This is a genomic window from Chromobacterium sp. HL1 (genome assembly GCF_057418835.1).
Genome location: NZ_CP162399.1, coordinates 4,199,422 through 4,215,814 on the forward strand (window position 1 = coordinate 4,199,422; position 16,393 = coordinate 4,215,814).

The following is a 16,393-nucleotide window of genomic DNA, read 5'->3' on the forward strand; positions in this document are numbered from 1 at the left end:
GTCAGGGGTCAGGATGGACTCGCGGCCACCCTCACGCCTTGCCCCTCAGGGTATGAAAAAAGCCCTATCGCAGGATAGGGCTTTCTCGGTCACTAGAAAGCGAAAAATTATTCGCCGTCTACGCCGGTGTACGGAACCACATTAACGATCTTGCGCTTCATTGCACCTTTAATGGTGAATTCAACGTAACCGTCAACCTTGGCGAACAAGGTGTGATCCTTGCCCTGACCAACGTTTTCACCTGCGTGGAAGCGGGTGCCGCGCTGACGCACGATAATGGAACCTGCCGGAATCAGTTCGCTGCCGTAAACCTTAACGCCCAGGCGTTTGGCTTCGGAGTCACGACCGTTGCGGGAGCTACCGCCTGCTTTTTTGTGTGCCATGACTGTTTATCCTTACTTCGAAATCGCGTCGATGCGGATTTCGGTGAAGTTTTGACGATGACCCTGATGTTTCTGGTAGTGCTTGCGACGACGCATCTTGAAGATGCGGATCTTGTCGCCACGACCGTGGGAAACAACGGTGGCCTTAACAGTGGCGCCGGCAATCATCGGGGCGCCTACAACAACCTGTTCACCGTCAGCAATCATCAGCACTTCTTCAAGTACGATCTGGCTGTCGACGTCTGCAGGTATCTGTTCTACTTTGAGTTTTTCACCAACGACAACTTTGTACTGCTTGCCGCCGGTTTTTATGACCGCATACATTCGCATGAGCTCCTGAATATAAAAATCTCGCCGCCTATTGCGGGAGAACGCGAAACTATACGGACACCCCGTCAACTTGTCAATGATTTCATCGACTTAGTCCTAAGGAGTACGCCCCGTGGCGGCTGGAGGGGCTTTTCTGGTAACATTCCAGCCTTTGGCGTACCCATCTCAAATAACTGGTTGAAATCGTGTCCACCCCGCTTTTCCGTACACTGATAGCCGACGACATGCAGGCCGTAGACCGCGTCATCCGCGCCCGGCTGCACTCCGACGTCGTCCTGATCCGCCAGGTAGCGGAATACATCATTTCCGCCGGCGGCAAACGCCTGCGCCCGGTGTTGACGCTGCTGTCCGGCCGCGCGCTGGGTCACAACGGCGAACAATTGCACGAGCTGGCGGCGATGATCGAATTCATCCACACCGCCACCTTGCTGCACGACGACGTGGTGGACGAATCCGACCTGCGCCGCGGCCGCGAAACCGCCAATGCGCTGTTCGGCAACGCCGCCAGCGTGCTGGTGGGGGACTTCCTCTACACCCGCGCCTTCCAGATGATGGTGACCACCCGCAATATGGACATCCTGGCGGTGATGGCGGAAGCCACCAACATCATCGCCGAGGGCGAGGTGCTGCAGCTGCTCAATATCGGCAACACCGACGTCACCGAAGACGAATACCTGCGCGTGATCAAGTACAAGACCGCCAAGCTGTTTGAAGCCTCCGCCCGCGTGGGCGCGCTCAGCGCCGGCGCCAGCGCCGAACAGGCGCAGGCGATGGCCGAATACGGCATGTACCTGGGCACCGCTTTCCAGATCATCGACGACGTGCTGGATTACAGCGGCGACGCCGACACCATAGGCAAGAGCCTGGGCGACGATCTGGCCGAAGGCAAGCCGACCCTGCCCTTGATCTACACCATGCGCAACGGCGGCCCGGAAGCCTCCGCCATCGTGCGCGACGCGCTGGAACACGCCAGCCGCGATCGTTTCCAGGACGTGCTGGCTGCGGTACAATCCTGCGGCGCGCTGGACTACGCCCGGGCGGAAGCGGTCAAGGTGGCCGAACAGGCCGTGGCCGCGCTGGCGCCGATTCCGGAATCGGACACCCGTCAGGCCTTGGTGGAGTTGGCCCGCCTGTCGGTGGACCGCAGCGCCTGACCCAGCAGTTTTTCTAAGCGTCTCCGTAGTTAAATGGATATAACGGCCCCCTCCTAAGGGGCAGTTACAGGTTCGATTCCTGTCGGGGGCGCCACTTACACTTCCAAAGCAGTCCGAGAAAATCCAAAAACCCGCACCAAATAAGGCTTTGCGGGTTTTTTTACGTCCAAAGCAGTCCGAAACCATCCAAACAAAGCCGGGGGTACGCGGGGGTATTTTTGGTGGTATCTTGTGTACCCCCAGATTTCGATACCCCCAAAGCGAGGAGTACCCCCATGCCCCTAACCGACGCCGCCATCAAAAACGCCAAGCCCCGAGAGGATGGCAAGCATCTCAAGCTCACCGATGGACAGGGGCTGTCTCTATGGGTCATGCCGACAGGCGCGAAGTATTGGCGGCTGAAATATCGTATCAATGGCAAAGAGAAGCTGCTGGCGCTGGGCGTATACCCGGAAATCAGTCTGAAGGAAGCCAGGCTGAAGCGCGATGATGCCCGCAAGCAGATCGCCGATGGCGATGATCCGGCGGCAATGCGCAAGATGGATAAGGTGATCAAGTTGGCCGCCGCCGCCAACACGTTTGAAGCCATCGCGCTGGAATGGCATGAAAGGGAAAGCCACGAATGGTCCGCCGCCCACAGCGAGCGCGTCCTGTCGGCCATGAAGACCCACATCTTCCCTTTCATCGGCGACAGACCCATCAACGACATCCGCCCGCTTGAATTGCTGGAGGTGCTGCGCAAGGTGGAAAGCGCCGGCAACATCGATACCACTAAGCGTCTGCGGCAACGCTGCTCAGCAGTCTTCCGCCTTGCCATCCTGACCGGCCGCTGCGACAGCGACCCGGCCGCCCCCCTGACCGACGCCCTCAAGAGCCAGCAATCCACCCCGCGCAAGGCGCTGATGCGCGAGGACATCCCCAGCTTTCTGGAAGCGCTGGAGAAATACGATGGCAACGTACAAACCAAGCTGATGATGAAGCTGATGCTGCTGACCTTCACCCGCGTCGGAGAAATGGCTATGGCCAGGTGGGAAGAAATCGACTTTGATAAGGCGCTGTGGACCATCCCACCAGAGCATCGCAAGCTACCGGAGAAATCCAAGAAAACCGCGCCGCCTCATCTTGTTCCCCTTTCGCAGCAAGCCATCGAAGTGTTAAAACAGCTAAATAGCATAACCGGTGGGCGAGAACACTTATTTCCAAATCGCAACAATCCACGTCGCTCAATGTCACCTGAGACTTTGCGGCGCGCACTTCATAGCATGGGTTTCAAGGGTAAAGCAGATGTGCACGGATTCCGCTCGACAGCTTCGACCATCCTCAATGAGCAGGGCTTCAATCCAGACGCCATTGAGCGGCAACTGTCTCATATTGAAGGCAACAAGGTACGAGCAGCATACAATCGAGCAGAATACATGGAGGAAAGGAAGAAGATGATGAGCTTCTGGGCCAACTATCTAGAAAATCTATAAATAGGGTAACTTAGGCCATCCTCAATATTCAAACGTGACAGAGCGAGATAATTGATGAACATAGATATAAACACAATTTCATCTAGACTAAAGCAACTGCGAGAGTCTCTAGCATATTCTATTCAGGAGGTTTATGAACTGACGGGAATCAGCTCCGAGCACTTGATAAATATTGAGGCATGCAAATCCATACCATCTGGTGACGACATCTTAATCCTGGCAAGCTTATATAGCTGTGATTTCAGATCAATACTAGACAATCAACTTCCTGCCCCCGCCGAAAAAACAGAAATCCTATTCAGACGCTTTGGCAATAATTTCTCCACAGAAGATCGCCGAACCATTCAGGAGTTTTTATATCAATGCCACAATGAAGAATGGATGCAAAACTCATTAAATAAAGAAAGGCTTAAATTTCGGCACTCACCAACTGGAAAACTACACAAAGAACACGGAGAAAATTCAGCAATAGCGCTGCGTAACCTACTGCAATACAAAGCAAACCAAGTCAATAGGAACATCTACGATGACTTTAGAAAAATCGGCATCCACATATTCAGATGGAAGCTCACCAACCCTGAAATATCTGGACTATATATTAGAGATAAAATTGCAGGGCACTGCGTGCTAATAAACTACAACGAGGATACTTATAGACAAAGATTCTCCACAGCCCACGAAGTGGCACATGCAATCTTCGACTCAGCATCCGAATTCACAGTCACTTTTGAAAATAACAGTAAAAAATACTCCAAAAATGACCTACAAGAGATAAGGGCCAATGCATTTGCATCTAACTACTTGATGCCAAAATCAATACTAAAACAGCTAAGAATATCTGACAAAGACAGCATTGTATATTGGTCAAACCAACTTAATGTCAGCACATCTGCTTTAGCCAAAGCACTAAAAGACGCTAGACTCATCGACGAAGAGCAAGCAAGAATAATAAGAAGTACAAAAATTAGCGCATCTGAAAAAACAGATCCAGAAGCACCAAATTACTTAACTAAAAAACAGAGACAAAGAAGGCTAGATCTTCTAGAAAGAGGGCTATCCGACTACTATGTTACTCTTTGCTTTGAAGCACATGACAAAGCCTTAATTAGCACCGGACGCCTCTCAGAGATCCTTAGAGTTGACATTCTTGAGCTTGATGAAATTTGCTCTATTTTTGGAAGAACCATCAGCCATGACATTTAACCCAAGGCAGTTCAATCCAATGGTCGTAACTGACACCTGCAGCATTTGGAATATACTGTCAGCACAAAAGCTTTACAAGGCATCATTCGGAACAAGCTTACTATTCCTAACCACACCAATGGTTATTTTCGAATGCCTAAAAAAACCAAGAAAATCTACATCCCCAGAAAATGAAGAGCTAATAAGACGCTTACAAGATGCGAGAAAGCAGGGGAAATTTTCTATGCAGCAGTGCGAGCTATCAGAACTACTAGAGATTGCCAAAACTGCACCACTACAGTTAAACAGTGGTGAACTATCATGCTTAGCGATGGCCTCCAAAATAAAATCCATTGCGTTCATGACTGATGAAAAGCGCGCCCGAAGATTTGCAGAAACGCGCTTGGGTCTATACGTGGAAACCACAGCGAAACTATATGGCTGGCTTCACTACCATCGCCACCTTACCGATGCAGACCATCAAGAATTAATTGCAGAGCATGAGAGATATGAAAAGCGCCCCCTGACGGTTCACCTTAACAAAGCATACATAACCGCCCATGAATGCCGCCTCAAGGACAGGGAAATGAAGCAATAACACGCCCCCACCCAGCGCGCGCTATCGAAGCCCCGCCTCGCCCCCGCACTTCATGGGCCGCTAATCATGCAGCTGCATGAACCCGTGCCAGGCCCTTGCCGTATGGCCTGGCGCGCCCTTGTCCCCCCGCCCGGATTCATGCGTTTTCATGCACGCTATGCATGCAGTCGCCGTGTTCGCTGACCGCCCCCGCTTCGCGTTTCCCTGCTGTCCCCCGTTTCCTTACCGCTGAGTCCGTCCTAGCCCGTCCACCGCCATCCGATGCCGTTCCGTGGCGGGCCATTTTGCGCCCGCGTTCCTGTGTTCCCGCCCGTCGTCAAGAGCAAAATCCGCGTTTTTTTGGCATTTCAAATTTTTTTGTTGTGTGGGAGCGCGGCACAACCCAACCCCAAAACCCGGTTTGTCATTTCTGAAATACTGCGTTCGCTGATCGGCGTATCCGATGCCATCCACTGATATCCACCTCCACCGACAAGGACGCTTCATGACCGCTGTTGCCGCTTCGCCCTCTTCTCAACCGCTGCGCTTTCTGCGCTTGCCGGAAGTCATCGCCACCTGCGGCCTGTCCCGCTCGTCGGTGTACGACGCCATCAAGCAGGGCCGTTTCCCGGCCCCGGTGCCGCTGGGCGGCAAGAGCGTGGCCTGGCTGTCCTCTGAAATCGAGAGCTGGATGGCGGCACGCATCGCGGCCCGCCGCGCCTAACCCCACAACTTCCCGGACTCAGACCATGCATATCCAGAACCCCACCACCCAAACCCGTCTCGCCGCGGCCGTGGCCGAGCTGGCCGAACGCCAGACCGCTTTTGAACACGCACTCGACGCCTGGCAGCAGTTGACCAGCCAGACCACGCGCCGTGAGCACACCGCCGCCGCGCTGCGCATGGAGGCCGAGCAGGCGCGCAAGGATTGCCGCCAAGCGATGCGCTCGACCTTGGGCATCCCCACCAAGGCGGTGCGCGAGCTGAAGCACAAGGAGATGGCCAACCTGGAATTGGCCGAGGAAACGCTGAAGATCGCCGAGGAAGAGAAGATTCAAGCCGAGATCCAGCATGAAGCGCTGTTCGAGCAGCGCAAGGCGCTGGCCGAGGCGCGCGACGCGCTGGAGCGCCAGTACTGGGACGCGGTGCTCGACGATCACCTGCCCCAATGGGGCGAGCAACTGCCGGTGCTGACGCTGCTGCTGACCCAAGCGCCGCCGGCCTGCATCGAGCGTGTGTTCGGCAGCGCAGACTGGCACCGCGAGGAAGAGCAAGTCCATGCCGTGCTCAAGCCCGGCGCGCTGCAGCAGACGCTGTGCAACGCTTCGCCGGCGGCCCCAGACACCCTGCTCGCCCGCTTGAACCAGCCGCTGCCGCCGCTGGCCACCCCGCCGCTACAGCAACACAACGTGATTGCCCGACAGCGATACCAAGCCCAGCGCGACGCGCAGTACCAAGCCCTGATCAACCGCTAACCGAGACGAGACATGCAGAACCCCACCCGCCACGCGCTGAACCAGTTCATCGACCACTATTACCACGAGCTGGAACAGTACCGCGCCCAGGACAGCCTGTACGCCACCCCCACGCCCCAAGCGGCGCAAGCCCGCCTCAACGCGCTGAAGGCCCGCAGCCGGCTGCTGTCCGCGATCAACCTGCTCGGCGTTTCCGAGATCCGCGGGCAGGCCAAGCACTTCGATATCGCCGGCACCTTGGCGGCCACCGTCGACACCCAGCGCCATGAACGCCAGCCGGCCGGCAAGACCTGGCGGCCGGCGCAGTACCACTGCCAGCAAACCAACTTCGACGCCGCCTTCAGTTACGACACGCTGGACGCCTGGTGGAGCGAGAGCCAGACCCCGGCCGGCTTTGAAGCCCGCGCGCGGCAGGCGCTGGAACGCCGCATCCTGCTGGACCGCATCATGATCGGCTTCCACGGTCTGCAGCGCGCGCCGGACTCGAACCGGGCCAGCCATCCGCTGTTGGAAGACGTCAATCTCGGCTGGCTGCAGCAGATCCGCGAGCAAGCGCCGCAACACTGGATCGAGGGCGCCCGCATCGGCGAGAGCGAACGCTTCCGCTCGCTGCATCGCCTGGTGCGCTATGCGCTCAAGCAGCGGCTAGCCCCGGCGTGGCGCGATGATCCCGGCCTGGTGGTGCTGGTGGGCGCGGACTTGCTGCCGGATGCGGTCTGCGACGCGAATCCCCAGGACGACCTGGTGTTTCACAAACAGCGCCTGGGCGGCCTGCAAGCGGCGACGGCCGCCTTCTTCCCCGGCGACAGCATCTTGATTACCCGGCTGGACAACCTGTCGCTGTACTTCAATCAGCACGCCAGCCGCTACCACTACCACGAGGAGCCGTCGTTGAACCGGGTGGAGTTCTATCACGCCAGCCACGACGCCTACGTCGTCGAAAACCTCGCCGCTTGCGTGCTGATTGACGCTGTTGAAATCGTCGACTGAAGGAGATTGCATCATGGCCTTCCCTTGCCCCTTATGCGGCGCGGTGTCGCGGGTGCGGACCAGCCGCATGCTGAGCGCCGCGACCAAGGAGATTTACTACAACTGCAGCAACGATGACTGCTGCCACCAGTACAAGACGCTGGAGGGCGAGCCGATCACCCTGGCCCAGCCCATCCACGGCGGCGCGCGGATTCCGCCGGAGCGGCTGCGCACCTTGCCGGGCCTGTCGCCCTCACCTCGGCAAGCACTGATGGTGACGCCCGGCCGCGTGCGGCATCGCGTCCTGGGCTAAACGCCATGGCTCGCCGGCCGGCGGGCCATGTAGTCCCCCTGAAACCGACCTTGAATATCGTTGGCTGAAATGGATTTAATTCACTTATTTAATATTGAATGGCGAATTTAATAAAGTGCCCGCTAAAACCCGGCCCCATTCCCGATGACTCCGCTCCACGCTTTAGCAATATAACCCCCGATGAAATACGCGAATCTGATCTCCCATGCCCGCCAGCGAATTGACAAGCCCGCTCGATTGCGGCACCATCTTTACGTCGCATTCAAAACAGCGACCGGGTTTGGCGACCCGAGCATAGAGGCGGACACCCGCCATAATGGCGGCTTTTTTACGTCCGTTAGAAACACCATTGGTACGTCCTTTTCTATGACAGGCCATGGTGGGGATACCCTAGGGTATGCCGGTGCCTCTATGCCGGTTCGCCAACCTCGCCATGCGCCTGTCACTCCCATTTGGCGATGGGAAGCAGGTCTTCTGACCATAGAGGAGGCTTTCATGCCTAGTATCACCCTACGCGCTTTCCGTGCGCTGTTCCCCCAAGTTGCCCGTCCTGTTTCCACGCTGCCCAACGAAGCCGAAGCCCGCGCGCTCGCCGCCTTGCTGGTCGCCCAGGGTCAACGCGCCTTGATTCATCGCACCGCCGCCGGTTTCGCCGTGGAGGTGCTGGCATGAACGCCCTGATCCTGTCCGCCGTCCATCACCAGCTGGCCCAGCTACAGCAGCTGGCCGACACCCCCGAACATGCCGCGCTGCGCGAGCCGCTGAGCCAACTGGCCAGTCTGTGCCGCCGCATCGAACACACCGTCAGCGCCGGCGTCTCTCGTCTGACGCGCACCGGCGACGGCCTGCAAGGGCTGGTCGAGCTGCTGGACTGCGCCGAGAACCAGCCACTGCCGGCGCAACGCCTGGCCGGGCTGCTGGCGCCGCTGCAGCAACAAGTCATCGACGCCAGCGCCGACATCGGCCAACTGCTCTAAGGACACCCCATGACCGCACGAATCCCTCTCCCGCGTATCTGGCGAGACGCCCCCGGCTTGTCTGGCGGTGCCCCCACTGCCCTCGGCCAATGGTTTGACCAGCTCAAGGAGCAGATCGACTTGCACGACCTGGCGGCCCGGCTGGGCCTGAAGCGTCAGGGCAAGGGCAACTATCACAGCCCGCATCACCCGGACAGCCACGCGTCGCTGTCGATCTTCGCCGACGGCCGCGGCTGGAAGGACTGGAGCGGCGACGCCGGCGGCAGTTGCATCGACATGCTGCGCTACTGCCAGCCGGAGTTGGACACGCCGTTGGCGGCCGCGCGCCTGTTGGGCGACTGGTACGGCCTGCCGCAACCGAAACCCGCAATGAAGGACAAGGCCGCGCCGGTGCGCAAGTCCACCCTCGACTACATTGGCGAGCGCTGCCTGGCCCAAGCCGATGCGGCCATCGCCTACCTCGTCGGCCGGGGCATCGATGAAGCGGTGATCCGGCGCGCGCTGCGCTGCAAGACGCTGGGCTGGAACGATTGGCACAGCGCCAAGATCGCCGCCGGCGAAGTGGGCCACGGCGGCGCGGCCGTCGCCTTCCTGGTGCGCAGCGGCGGCCGGCTGGCGGCGGTGGATCTGCGCTATGTCGATCCGGCCTTGAACGGCGGCGTGAAGACCCAATGCCAAGGCGCGCGCGAGGGCCATGGCTGGTGCAGCGACCCGCAACGGCTGCAGCGCGCCCGCCTGGTCTATCTGGTGGAAAGCCCGATCAATGCGCTGTCGGTGGAGAGCTGCACCCCGCCGGACGTGGCGGCGCTGGCGCTGCGCGGCGTCGGCAATGTCGACAGCCTCGATTGGACCGTATTGCGCGGCAAGGCGGTGCGGGTGGCGCTGGACCATAGCGACCCGGTGAACCCGGCCAGCGGCGTGCGGCCGGGGCTGGCGGCAGCCTGGCGCTTGTCGGAGAAGCTGACGGCGGCCGACATCGGCCATTTGCTGGTGGACATGCAGGACTGGGACGAAGGCGAAGACCTCAACGACGTGTTGCAACGCCATGGCAAAAACGAGCTGACCGCACGTTTGCGCAAGCTGGAGCCGTGGCTGGTGCCCGGTATGCCCGGTGGCGGCGAACGGCTGGAGGGCACGCGACGGGTGCAACTCCCCGGCCATGACTGGGCGGTGTACTGGCGTTTCCGGGTGAAGGAGGACTTCACCCAGTACGTCGACGAGTTCAAGACAGACGACGACGGCAACCGTTCGGAGACGCTCGGCGACCTGTGTTCCTTCCGCGTCGCCAGCCTGTCGCGGCTGCGCATTCAAAGCCATCTGGCCACCATCAGCGGTGCGGCCGACCATCAGCCGGAAACCGTGTTCGGCGTCAGCGCCCAGCTGGCGCGGCATGGGGTGACGCTGCAGCGCGAAGTGGCCACCGACGACAAGCTGTACAACCTCGAATGGTGGAAGAGCCGCTTCGGCGCAATCTGGAAGCCGGCGCAGTTCCAGCGCCTGGTCAACCTGATGGAACGGGCCGCCGACCTGGGGGCGCGCGACGTGGTCAACTTCGTCGGCCTGGCGTGGAAGGCCGGCGCGCTGACGGCGCAGGAGGGGCAGGACTGCTATTTCGTCGAGCCGCAGAAGCAATGCCTCTACTACAACCTGACCTTCCCGCGCGGCACCACGCAACAGGCGCGCACCGTGATCCAAGCCTATCAGGACACTTTCCGCGACAATGCGGCCGCCATCCCCCTGGTGTGGGCCCTGGGCGCGCACCTCAAAACCCTGCTCGGCTTCTATCCGCACTTCCAGATGCAGGCCGAGAAGGGCTCGGGCAAGTCCAAGCTGCTGGAGAGTCTGCAAACCACCCTGGCGTTTCAGGTGCTGTCCGGGCAGATGCTGAAGACCGACCACCGCCGCCGCGCCTCGGTGTCGTTTACCTCTCAGCCGGTGGGCTGGGATGAATTCTCCAAACTGCCGAAAGCGGTGCTGTCCGACATCGACGCGCTGCTGCAGTCGACCTATCGTTTCGAGTTCACCCGCGTCGGGGCCAGCCTGACGCCCTACCTGATGTGCGCGCCGGTGCTGCTGGCCGGCGAGGAAGTGGACGTCCAGAGCCTGCAGTCCAAGCTGTGCCGCAGCAGCCTGTCGGTGGCGCGACAAGGCGCGTTGATTCCGCATGATCTGCCGGCCTTCCCGCTGTGGGCCTGGCTGCAGTTTCTGGCCGACGTCGAGCCGGCCCGGCTGCGCGACCTGCACCGCCATTACCTGGGCCTGTGCGAACGCCACAGCCGCGCCCCCACCGGCGACGCCACCGCGCGGCGGATGATGGAGAACTACGCCGCCCTGCTATGCAGCTGGGCCTTGCTGTGCGAGTTCGCCGACCTCGACCCGCAGCAAGGCGGCTTCATCGAAGACCTGATGGCGGAAATGAACAGCCATATCGTCGACACCGACGGCAGCCGCCTGCCCTGGGTCTGGATCATGGAAATTCTGCTGTCCGAGCTGGAGGCGCGCCGCTTCGACTACCCGCACTGCTGGGACCGGGTCAAACTCCCGGACGGCCGCAGCGAGATGGCGCTGTTCCTCCGGCCGAATCACGTCATGGACCATCTCTCCACCGCCCCGCACCTGCGCGCCAAGTTCGACACGCTGCCGGTGAAGACTGGCCGCATCTTCAAGCATCAGCTGCTGCAAAGCCCGGTGGTGCTGGCCGACGGCGTCGAGAAGACCATCCACGGCCGCCGCCAGGGCCACCTGACCGCCCTCAGCCTGCCGCAACTGGAAAAGCTCGGCCTCTACGCCGCGCCGGACATCCAGCCCTAAGCCCAAACCAACCCACCCTTCCCATCGACAGCCCGCCTTGTGTGGGCTGTCACGCATTCCCCCGCTCAAACTGCAAAATTGCGGAGCCTTTTACACATCAAATATGACATTGACAACACAAAACCAGCGAGAACGGCCGGAAATCGCCGGTTTCCGCGCCATTGGGTAGGGGAGGATGTAAAAAAATTCCGTGGATTGGCCCTTCTCCACGACTTAAGTCATTGATTGTTGAGAAGAACCCATCCACGGTTTGCCCTCCGAAATCCACGGTTTCCCCTCAAACTTCCACGGTTTGCCCCAATTCTTCCACATCGGGGTTTTAGCCTTTTACGGCCTCTAAGTACTTCTTCTTATTTTAAAAACAAAGAGATAGAGATAAAAAGCAATGAAAAAGGAAGGAAGGGGCCATCCACGGTTTCGGAGCGCTGCTTAAAAATTAATCCACGGGTTTGCCGGCGGAAGTCGTGGAAATGGTGGATTCGCCCTTCCCTTCATGGCATTGATTTTATTGAGGTTTATGCGGCATCCACGGAATCGGGGGGAGAGGCCGTGGACAACCCGTGGATGAAAAGCTTTTACAGGACAAAGACTTAGGGTCTGATCCACGGTTTCGGGGGGATTTTAGGTGTGTGTGTCCGGCTGAGCGGCGAGAAAGACGCGATTTACAATTGACTGCTAACGGCCATGTGCTATCGATGGCAAGAACGCTCAAAAGCGGCCACCATGCGCTTTTAGAGCATGCTATTACGTCTTACTCGGCGTGCCGATGGATGCGACTATTGAACCTAAGAGAAGTACTCTAAAGGCGAGGAATCAATCACATGTGACTATGCACTCTCAGCTGCGGCGCGTTGAATAAGCTGCCCTATCTCCAAGACCAGGAAAACGACAACAACATTACGGGAGTCAAGCTCATAATAGGCCTTGAAACCCACGGGCATAGAACTGTAATCCTCCAATTCTTCGGTACGACGGTGGGTGAACCCCGACGGAGGACTGGCGCATGCTGTTCGCAGATGGGCAAGGATGTTTGCACAGTTCGACCGACGGGCATATGTAATGTGAAAGAAGAACTTGCAGGTGTCATACCCCAGCAGCTTCGTGAAGTGCGAGGTGAGATTGCCCTTTGTGACATAGTCAGTGATGAGTGCCTCGATTACAGCGAGAGTTGCCGAACCCTTACTAATAACCAGGTCTCGCTCACCGACCCCGCCTCGTTGAGAGAATCCGCCACGAGACTGGTCTTCTACCGCCCATTGATTAAGCCACAGACGCGAGCGTAAGACTTGCTTCAAGACTGCTGAAATATCATCCTCTAATCGAACCATACCGAGCGCTCTCATCATCGGCGCTAATGCGACGATGCTGGCACATGCCTCCCGAACCTGTTCAATTAAGTAACACTCAAGGCTACCTCGTGACTGAAGGACTTCGGCTTGCTCAACAGCCCCCAATCTGGAGAAGGCATCAAATGCATGACGGATACCTGGTACAGGGTCATCATCCAACAACATATTCGGGGCTGTAGCGTACGGCCGGTGGGTGTCGATATTCGCCCGAATAGCTGAAAGAAGGTCAGAGCGTCCAAATGCTCTCTCAGCTTCAGTAAGCACAACCAAGGCTTCTCTCTTGCGGCCCAGACGTGCCATTGCAAGCGCCCGGAATCCCTCAATACTTGCGTCATGGCTAACATCGCTCAGGTCCATCAAGAGCTGAAGGCTTTCCCGAGCTTGGCCGACGGCAAGCAGCAACATTGCTCGGTTGACGTCCAGGGCCTTCAGGTCTGCCGGCGAGTGCTGGACTAGTGGCCGAGTTTCTTGCTGTGCTTCGGCAAGGTAGCGCTTTGCTTGCGTAAGCGCCTCTCCCGACAGGAGTCCGAAACTATCGCCTCTAAGTAGGCGGGTAACTCGACAAGCAAAAAGATTTATGGAGTAGGACGTAACGCCACGGTTCCGTTGACTTAAGTCCAAAAAAATGGCTTCTGCAGTAGTTGGATTACCATCCGGCTTCTTCAGCTCAGCTATACCTCGGTAGAACTGTAGTAAGTCCCTCCCTTCGCGCCGGATAGCTTCACTCAGGTTCTCTGGAAGGCTGTAAGAGGAAATGGCGGGCCAGTCCTGACGTAGCAGCAGCATACGAAGGGTTGCTCGAAGCGTCGCAACTTCGCGACCCGGCACAGGCCCCCAAGTACTAGCATCACGCTCTGCTGTTATAAACACCTCCGCAACTTCGGGCAGTTCTGCATTCAGTAGTGCATCAACTCGCGCTTGCAACGCCGGCAAACTCCACACTTCAGGCGCATTTTCTGGGGTCAAGGTTTGCAGACGTCTCTTGATTTGCTCGTGAAAAGCGACGGGCGTATTTGCAATGATGCCGGCTAGGACAATAGGCTCATCAATTTGGCAAAGTTCAGTCACAAGCTGCTGGAGTGAATTTCCCTGCAGTCGTCGAAGTGCCGCCGCCAAATCTAGTGCGATTGGCTGCTCCTCCCCCCGCGTGAATCCGAAGCCAGGTCCTGGAACAAATGCATCGACCCTGCCACGCTGTGGTTGGTCCGTTGCACCAGCGTGGACGGCATTAGATAGCGCATCCACAAGTTCTTTCGGCACTTCTGTTGGCCACCCCGCCATGGCCCGGGACAATAAACGAATATGTATCATGATACGTCGGGCCAACAAGTTCAGGAATGAAGGCTGCTCATCTGCGGCTATTGGTGCGGACTGTAGCCAGGCCCGGACATCTACAGCCCCCAAGAAGCGACTACGAAGGGGCTCCTCACATCTCAAAGCAAGGGAAACAAACGACTGTGCGGCAGGCAAGCCGAGTTGGGTAAGTTCCACAGGCTCGCTCTGCAGAAGCAATACGTCTAGGTAAAACGAGACAATCTCTGAAGGGTCAATACGGTCAGCCCCCCCACTCTCAGAAAAATAATCGAGTGCCGCACAAAAACCTGTCACTTTGTCGGTGCCGGTCGAAGCCGATGCAACTAATGCGGCAAATACTTCGTCCTGGATACTTGTGGCTGCTGATGCCAGAACCTGCCGCAGCAATGACAACATTGCTAAACGCCTAGGATTCAACGCCAGTTTGTAGATGTACCGATACAACGCCGCCAATTCAGTAGCAGGCACTCTTTCTGCATCAAGATGACCACCCAATAACGCAATAGCGTCTTCGAACGCGAGCATTGTCGTTGTGTCATTTGCTTGAGCTTGGAAATCACGGTTCCAACCGCCTGAGTTGAACTCCCAGCTTGCGATGAGGCTGCACGCCAATGTACAGGTAGCCGGAGCCATCAACATGTCAGCAAGCAGCACCGGCGCTTGCCGGGCTCTCAATACGAGCAGTTGAAGCAAGGCTGGGCGCTCAACGACAAACTCCATCAACCGGGAAGCCAGGTGCTTTGGATCGAACGTAGCATCCTGAATTTCATTTAGAAGTACGCACAGTAGACTTGTGCCTCTAGTCCCCAAGTATTCGTGGAAGGTTTGCTCAGCGACTCTCCGTGACATCCAGTCCACGCGTTCAAGCGTCGTAGCAGGTACTAATGGAACGACGCTTTCCGCATCTGCGGCTCGATGCGGATATAGCAAGGTTATCGGAGCTCTAGCAGCCTCTCTAAACTCAGTCCAGCCAGGCGAGGTTGTGACTGCCGTGAGTACGGCCAAGCCAACCTCTACGAATTCTTCGAATGAAGCGGGCTCAAGATAACTACTCATTTGAAATGATGGAGAATTTAGGAGCTTCCAACTATCTATCCAGCGACTTAGGCGTTGCTGGGCGTCATCTACGCCGGAACCGGTTGAAGCGTCTACGGGCGTATCCCATAGTCTTGCAGCTATCCAAGGGCGAGAGATACACGCAACCGCACCGGGCTGAAATTGTTGTGTGACGATACTGTTAGCTATGACCTGAAGGTCACCTTCAGGGCTAAACCCGTCCCGCAGCTTGAATTCATCCTGATACCGTGCCTCAACCAACAATTTGAATGCGGTTTCGGTGGCCTGTGGCTGAAGACTGGCCCTCGCAAGGTCATCTGGTACAGAGAATCGCCCCCATGTATGACGAATCCATCCTCGCGCAACCAGTTCGTCGAACGACGGCGGAGGGAATAGCCCATCGAAGCTAGGTGAATCTGGAATAACCTGAACAGAAATCATTACTTGCACGGATGGTGCTTGGGAATCAGGTGCTGCGAAGTTATTTCCGTCCAGTACGCCGTGCTGATCTTCTTCAATCGTGGGAGGCATTGCCTCTAGCTCAGGCGAAGGGGGAGTCCAGGTGAGCGCCTGTCTTTGAGCTGCTTCTTCATATACAACTCGAGCTCGGTCGATGTCATCACCGGGCAAAAATTCAAGGTTCAACAAGAGGTCAACGAGTTCTTTGTCCGAAACAGAAGGACGGACCACCAAGTCCCCCACCCCCCTCATCGTTGAATGCGCGGGCAAAAATCGCGCTAGTCTCTCTCTCAGCATGCTACGTGTCTCAGCCGGCACTTGAGTGCTCTCGATTCGCCTCATCGTTCTTCCTTCCTCTGCACTTTTTGATTTTCACACGAAGGGACACGAATGACTAAGTCATTTCATTCAGTATGGAAAGCTATTTCAGGAGAAGTAACAGCCCCCCCCTGTCAATCTGTTTTAGGTCAGAAAGCAAGCTTCAATTTGGAGCGTCTGCTTTTACTACTGCTTTGGATCGATAGCGGCCATTCCTGCCAGAAAAAATCGCACTGGGGGTACATTTAGGGGTA

At 57.4% G+C, this 16,393-nt stretch carries 14 protein-coding genes and 1 tRNA gene; 12 read left to right on the forward strand and 3 right to left on the reverse strand.

What is annotated here, in order from left to right; translation table 11 throughout:
• Positions 1-107: 107 nt before the first annotated feature.
• Both rpmA and rplU read right to left on the reverse strand, forming a co-directional pair.
• On the reverse strand, positions 108-383 hold the full coding sequence (rpmA, locus tag AB1Z25_RS19135) for a 50S ribosomal protein L27 (RefSeq protein WP_019099926.1): 276 nt from the start codon (positions 381-383) through the stop codon (positions 108-110).
• A 12-nt stretch (positions 384-395) separates the two neighbouring features.
• The gene (gene rplU, locus AB1Z25_RS19140) at positions 396-707 is read right to left on the reverse strand and encodes a 50S ribosomal protein L21 (protein ID WP_039753142.1); all 312 of its coding nucleotides are present in this window, start codon (positions 705-707) and stop codon (positions 396-398) included.
• A 230-nt stretch (positions 708-937) separates the two neighbouring features.
• On the opposite strand from rplU, the gene ispB reads away from it, so the two are divergent.
• From ispB to AB1Z25_RS19200, 12 genes are all read left to right on the forward strand, one after another.
• Positions 938-1,867, forward strand: a complete 930-nt coding sequence (gene ispB / locus AB1Z25_RS19145) for an octaprenyl diphosphate synthase (protein WP_486635921.1) — start codon at positions 938-940, stop codon at positions 1,865-1,867.
• Positions 1,868-1,886: 19 nt separating this feature from the next.
• Positions 1,887-1,961 (forward strand) — tRNA-Arg (locus tag AB1Z25_RS19150).
• A gap of 181 nt (positions 1,962-2,142) precedes the next feature.
• Positions 2,143-3,339 carry a tyrosine-type recombinase/integrase gene (locus tag AB1Z25_RS19155; RefSeq protein WP_486635922.1) on the forward strand — a complete coding sequence of 399 codons (1,197 nt, stop codon included), beginning with the start codon at positions 2,143-2,145 and terminating at the stop codon, positions 3,337-3,339.
• 54 nt (positions 3,340-3,393) lie between these two features.
• Complete coding sequence (locus tag AB1Z25_RS19160; protein ID WP_486635923.1) at positions 3,394-4,542, forward strand: helix-turn-helix domain-containing protein; 1,149 nt, start codon at positions 3,394-3,396, stop codon at positions 4,540-4,542.
• Complete coding sequence (locus AB1Z25_RS19165; RefSeq protein ID WP_486637353.1) at positions 4,496-5,119, forward strand: PIN domain-containing protein; 624 nt, start codon at positions 4,496-4,498, stop codon at positions 5,117-5,119. Before AB1Z25_RS19160 ends, AB1Z25_RS19165 begins: the two co-directional genes overlap by 47 nt.
• Positions 5,120-5,603: 484 nt before the next feature.
• On the forward strand, positions 5,604-5,822 hold the full coding sequence (locus tag AB1Z25_RS19170) for an AlpA family transcriptional regulator (RefSeq protein ID WP_019100960.1): 219 nt from the start codon (positions 5,604-5,606) through the stop codon (positions 5,820-5,822).
• A gap of 25 nt (positions 5,823-5,847) precedes the next feature.
• Positions 5,848-6,573 carry a hypothetical protein gene (locus AB1Z25_RS19175; protein ID WP_486635924.1) on the forward strand — a complete coding sequence of 242 codons (726 nt, stop codon included), beginning with the start codon at positions 5,848-5,850 and terminating at the stop codon, positions 6,571-6,573.
• Positions 6,574-6,585: 12 nt separating this feature from the next.
• Positions 6,586-7,563, forward strand: a complete 978-nt coding sequence (locus AB1Z25_RS19180) for a P2 family phage major capsid protein (RefSeq protein ID WP_486635925.1) — start codon at positions 6,586-6,588, stop codon at positions 7,561-7,563.
• Between the two features lie 13 nt (positions 7,564-7,576).
• Positions 7,577-7,855, forward strand: coding sequence for an Ogr/Delta-like zinc finger protein (locus AB1Z25_RS19185; RefSeq protein WP_486635926.1), 279 nt, complete (start codon positions 7,577-7,579; stop codon positions 7,853-7,855).
• Positions 7,856-8,350: 495 nt separating this feature from the next.
• Positions 8,351-8,527 carry a hypothetical protein gene (locus AB1Z25_RS19190; RefSeq protein ID WP_162835140.1) on the forward strand — a complete coding sequence of 59 codons (177 nt, stop codon included), beginning with the start codon at positions 8,351-8,353 and terminating at the stop codon, positions 8,525-8,527.
• Complete coding sequence (locus AB1Z25_RS19195; protein ID WP_118268187.1) at positions 8,524-8,832, forward strand: DUF1484 family protein; 309 nt, start codon at positions 8,524-8,526, stop codon at positions 8,830-8,832. The genes AB1Z25_RS19190 and AB1Z25_RS19195 overlap by 4 nt, the downstream gene beginning before the upstream one ends.
• A gap of 9 nt (positions 8,833-8,841) precedes the next feature.
• Entirely contained in the window at positions 8,842-11,643 is a 2,802-nt protein-coding gene (locus AB1Z25_RS19200) for a toprim domain-containing protein (RefSeq protein WP_486635927.1), read from the forward strand.
• A gap of 827 nt (positions 11,644-12,470) precedes the next feature.
• On the opposite strand, the gene AB1Z25_RS19205 is transcribed toward AB1Z25_RS19200, so the two are convergent.
• On the reverse strand, positions 12,471-16,064 hold the full coding sequence (locus tag AB1Z25_RS19205; protein WP_486635928.1) for a hypothetical protein: 3,594 nt from the start codon (positions 16,062-16,064) through the stop codon (positions 12,471-12,473).
• Positions 16,065-16,393: the final 329 nt, after the last annotated feature.

Coding starts and splice junctions, on each gene's coding strand:
- AB1Z25_RS19175 (WP_486635924.1), top strand. CDS start 5,848: ATGCATATCCAGAACCCCACCACCCAAACCCGTCTCGCCGCGGCCGTG.
- AB1Z25_RS19160 (WP_486635923.1), top strand. CDS start 3,394: ATGAACATAGATATAAACACAATTTCATCTAGACTAAAGCAACTGCGA.
- AB1Z25_RS19190 (WP_162835140.1), top strand. CDS start 8,351: ATGCCTAGTATCACCCTACGCGCTTTCCGTGCGCTGTTCCCCCAAGTT.
- AB1Z25_RS19180 (WP_486635925.1), top strand. CDS start 6,586: ATGCAGAACCCCACCCGCCACGCGCTGAACCAGTTCATCGACCACTAT.
- AB1Z25_RS19165 (WP_486637353.1), top strand. CDS start 4,496: ATGAAATTTGCTCTATTTTTGGAAGAACCATCAGCCATGACATTTAAC.
- AB1Z25_RS19200 (WP_486635927.1), top strand. CDS start 8,842: ATGACCGCACGAATCCCTCTCCCGCGTATCTGGCGAGACGCCCCCGGC.
- AB1Z25_RS19195 (WP_118268187.1), top strand. CDS start 8,524: ATGAACGCCCTGATCCTGTCCGCCGTCCATCACCAGCTGGCCCAGCTA.
- AB1Z25_RS19170 (WP_019100960.1), top strand. CDS start 5,604: ATGACCGCTGTTGCCGCTTCGCCCTCTTCTCAACCGCTGCGCTTTCTG.
- ispB (WP_486635921.1), top strand. CDS start 938: ATGCAGGCCGTAGACCGCGTCATCCGCGCCCGGCTGCACTCCGACGTC.
- rpmA (WP_019099926.1), bottom strand. CDS start 383: ATGGCACACAAAAAAGCAGGCGGTAGCTCCCGCAACGGTCGTGACTCC.
- AB1Z25_RS19155 (WP_486635922.1), top strand. CDS start 2,143: ATGCCCCTAACCGACGCCGCCATCAAAAACGCCAAGCCCCGAGAGGAT.
- rplU (WP_039753142.1), bottom strand. CDS start 707: ATGTATGCGGTCATAAAAACCGGCGGCAAGCAGTACAAAGTTGTCGTT.
- AB1Z25_RS19185 (WP_486635926.1), top strand. CDS start 7,577: ATGGCCTTCCCTTGCCCCTTATGCGGCGCGGTGTCGCGGGTGCGGACC.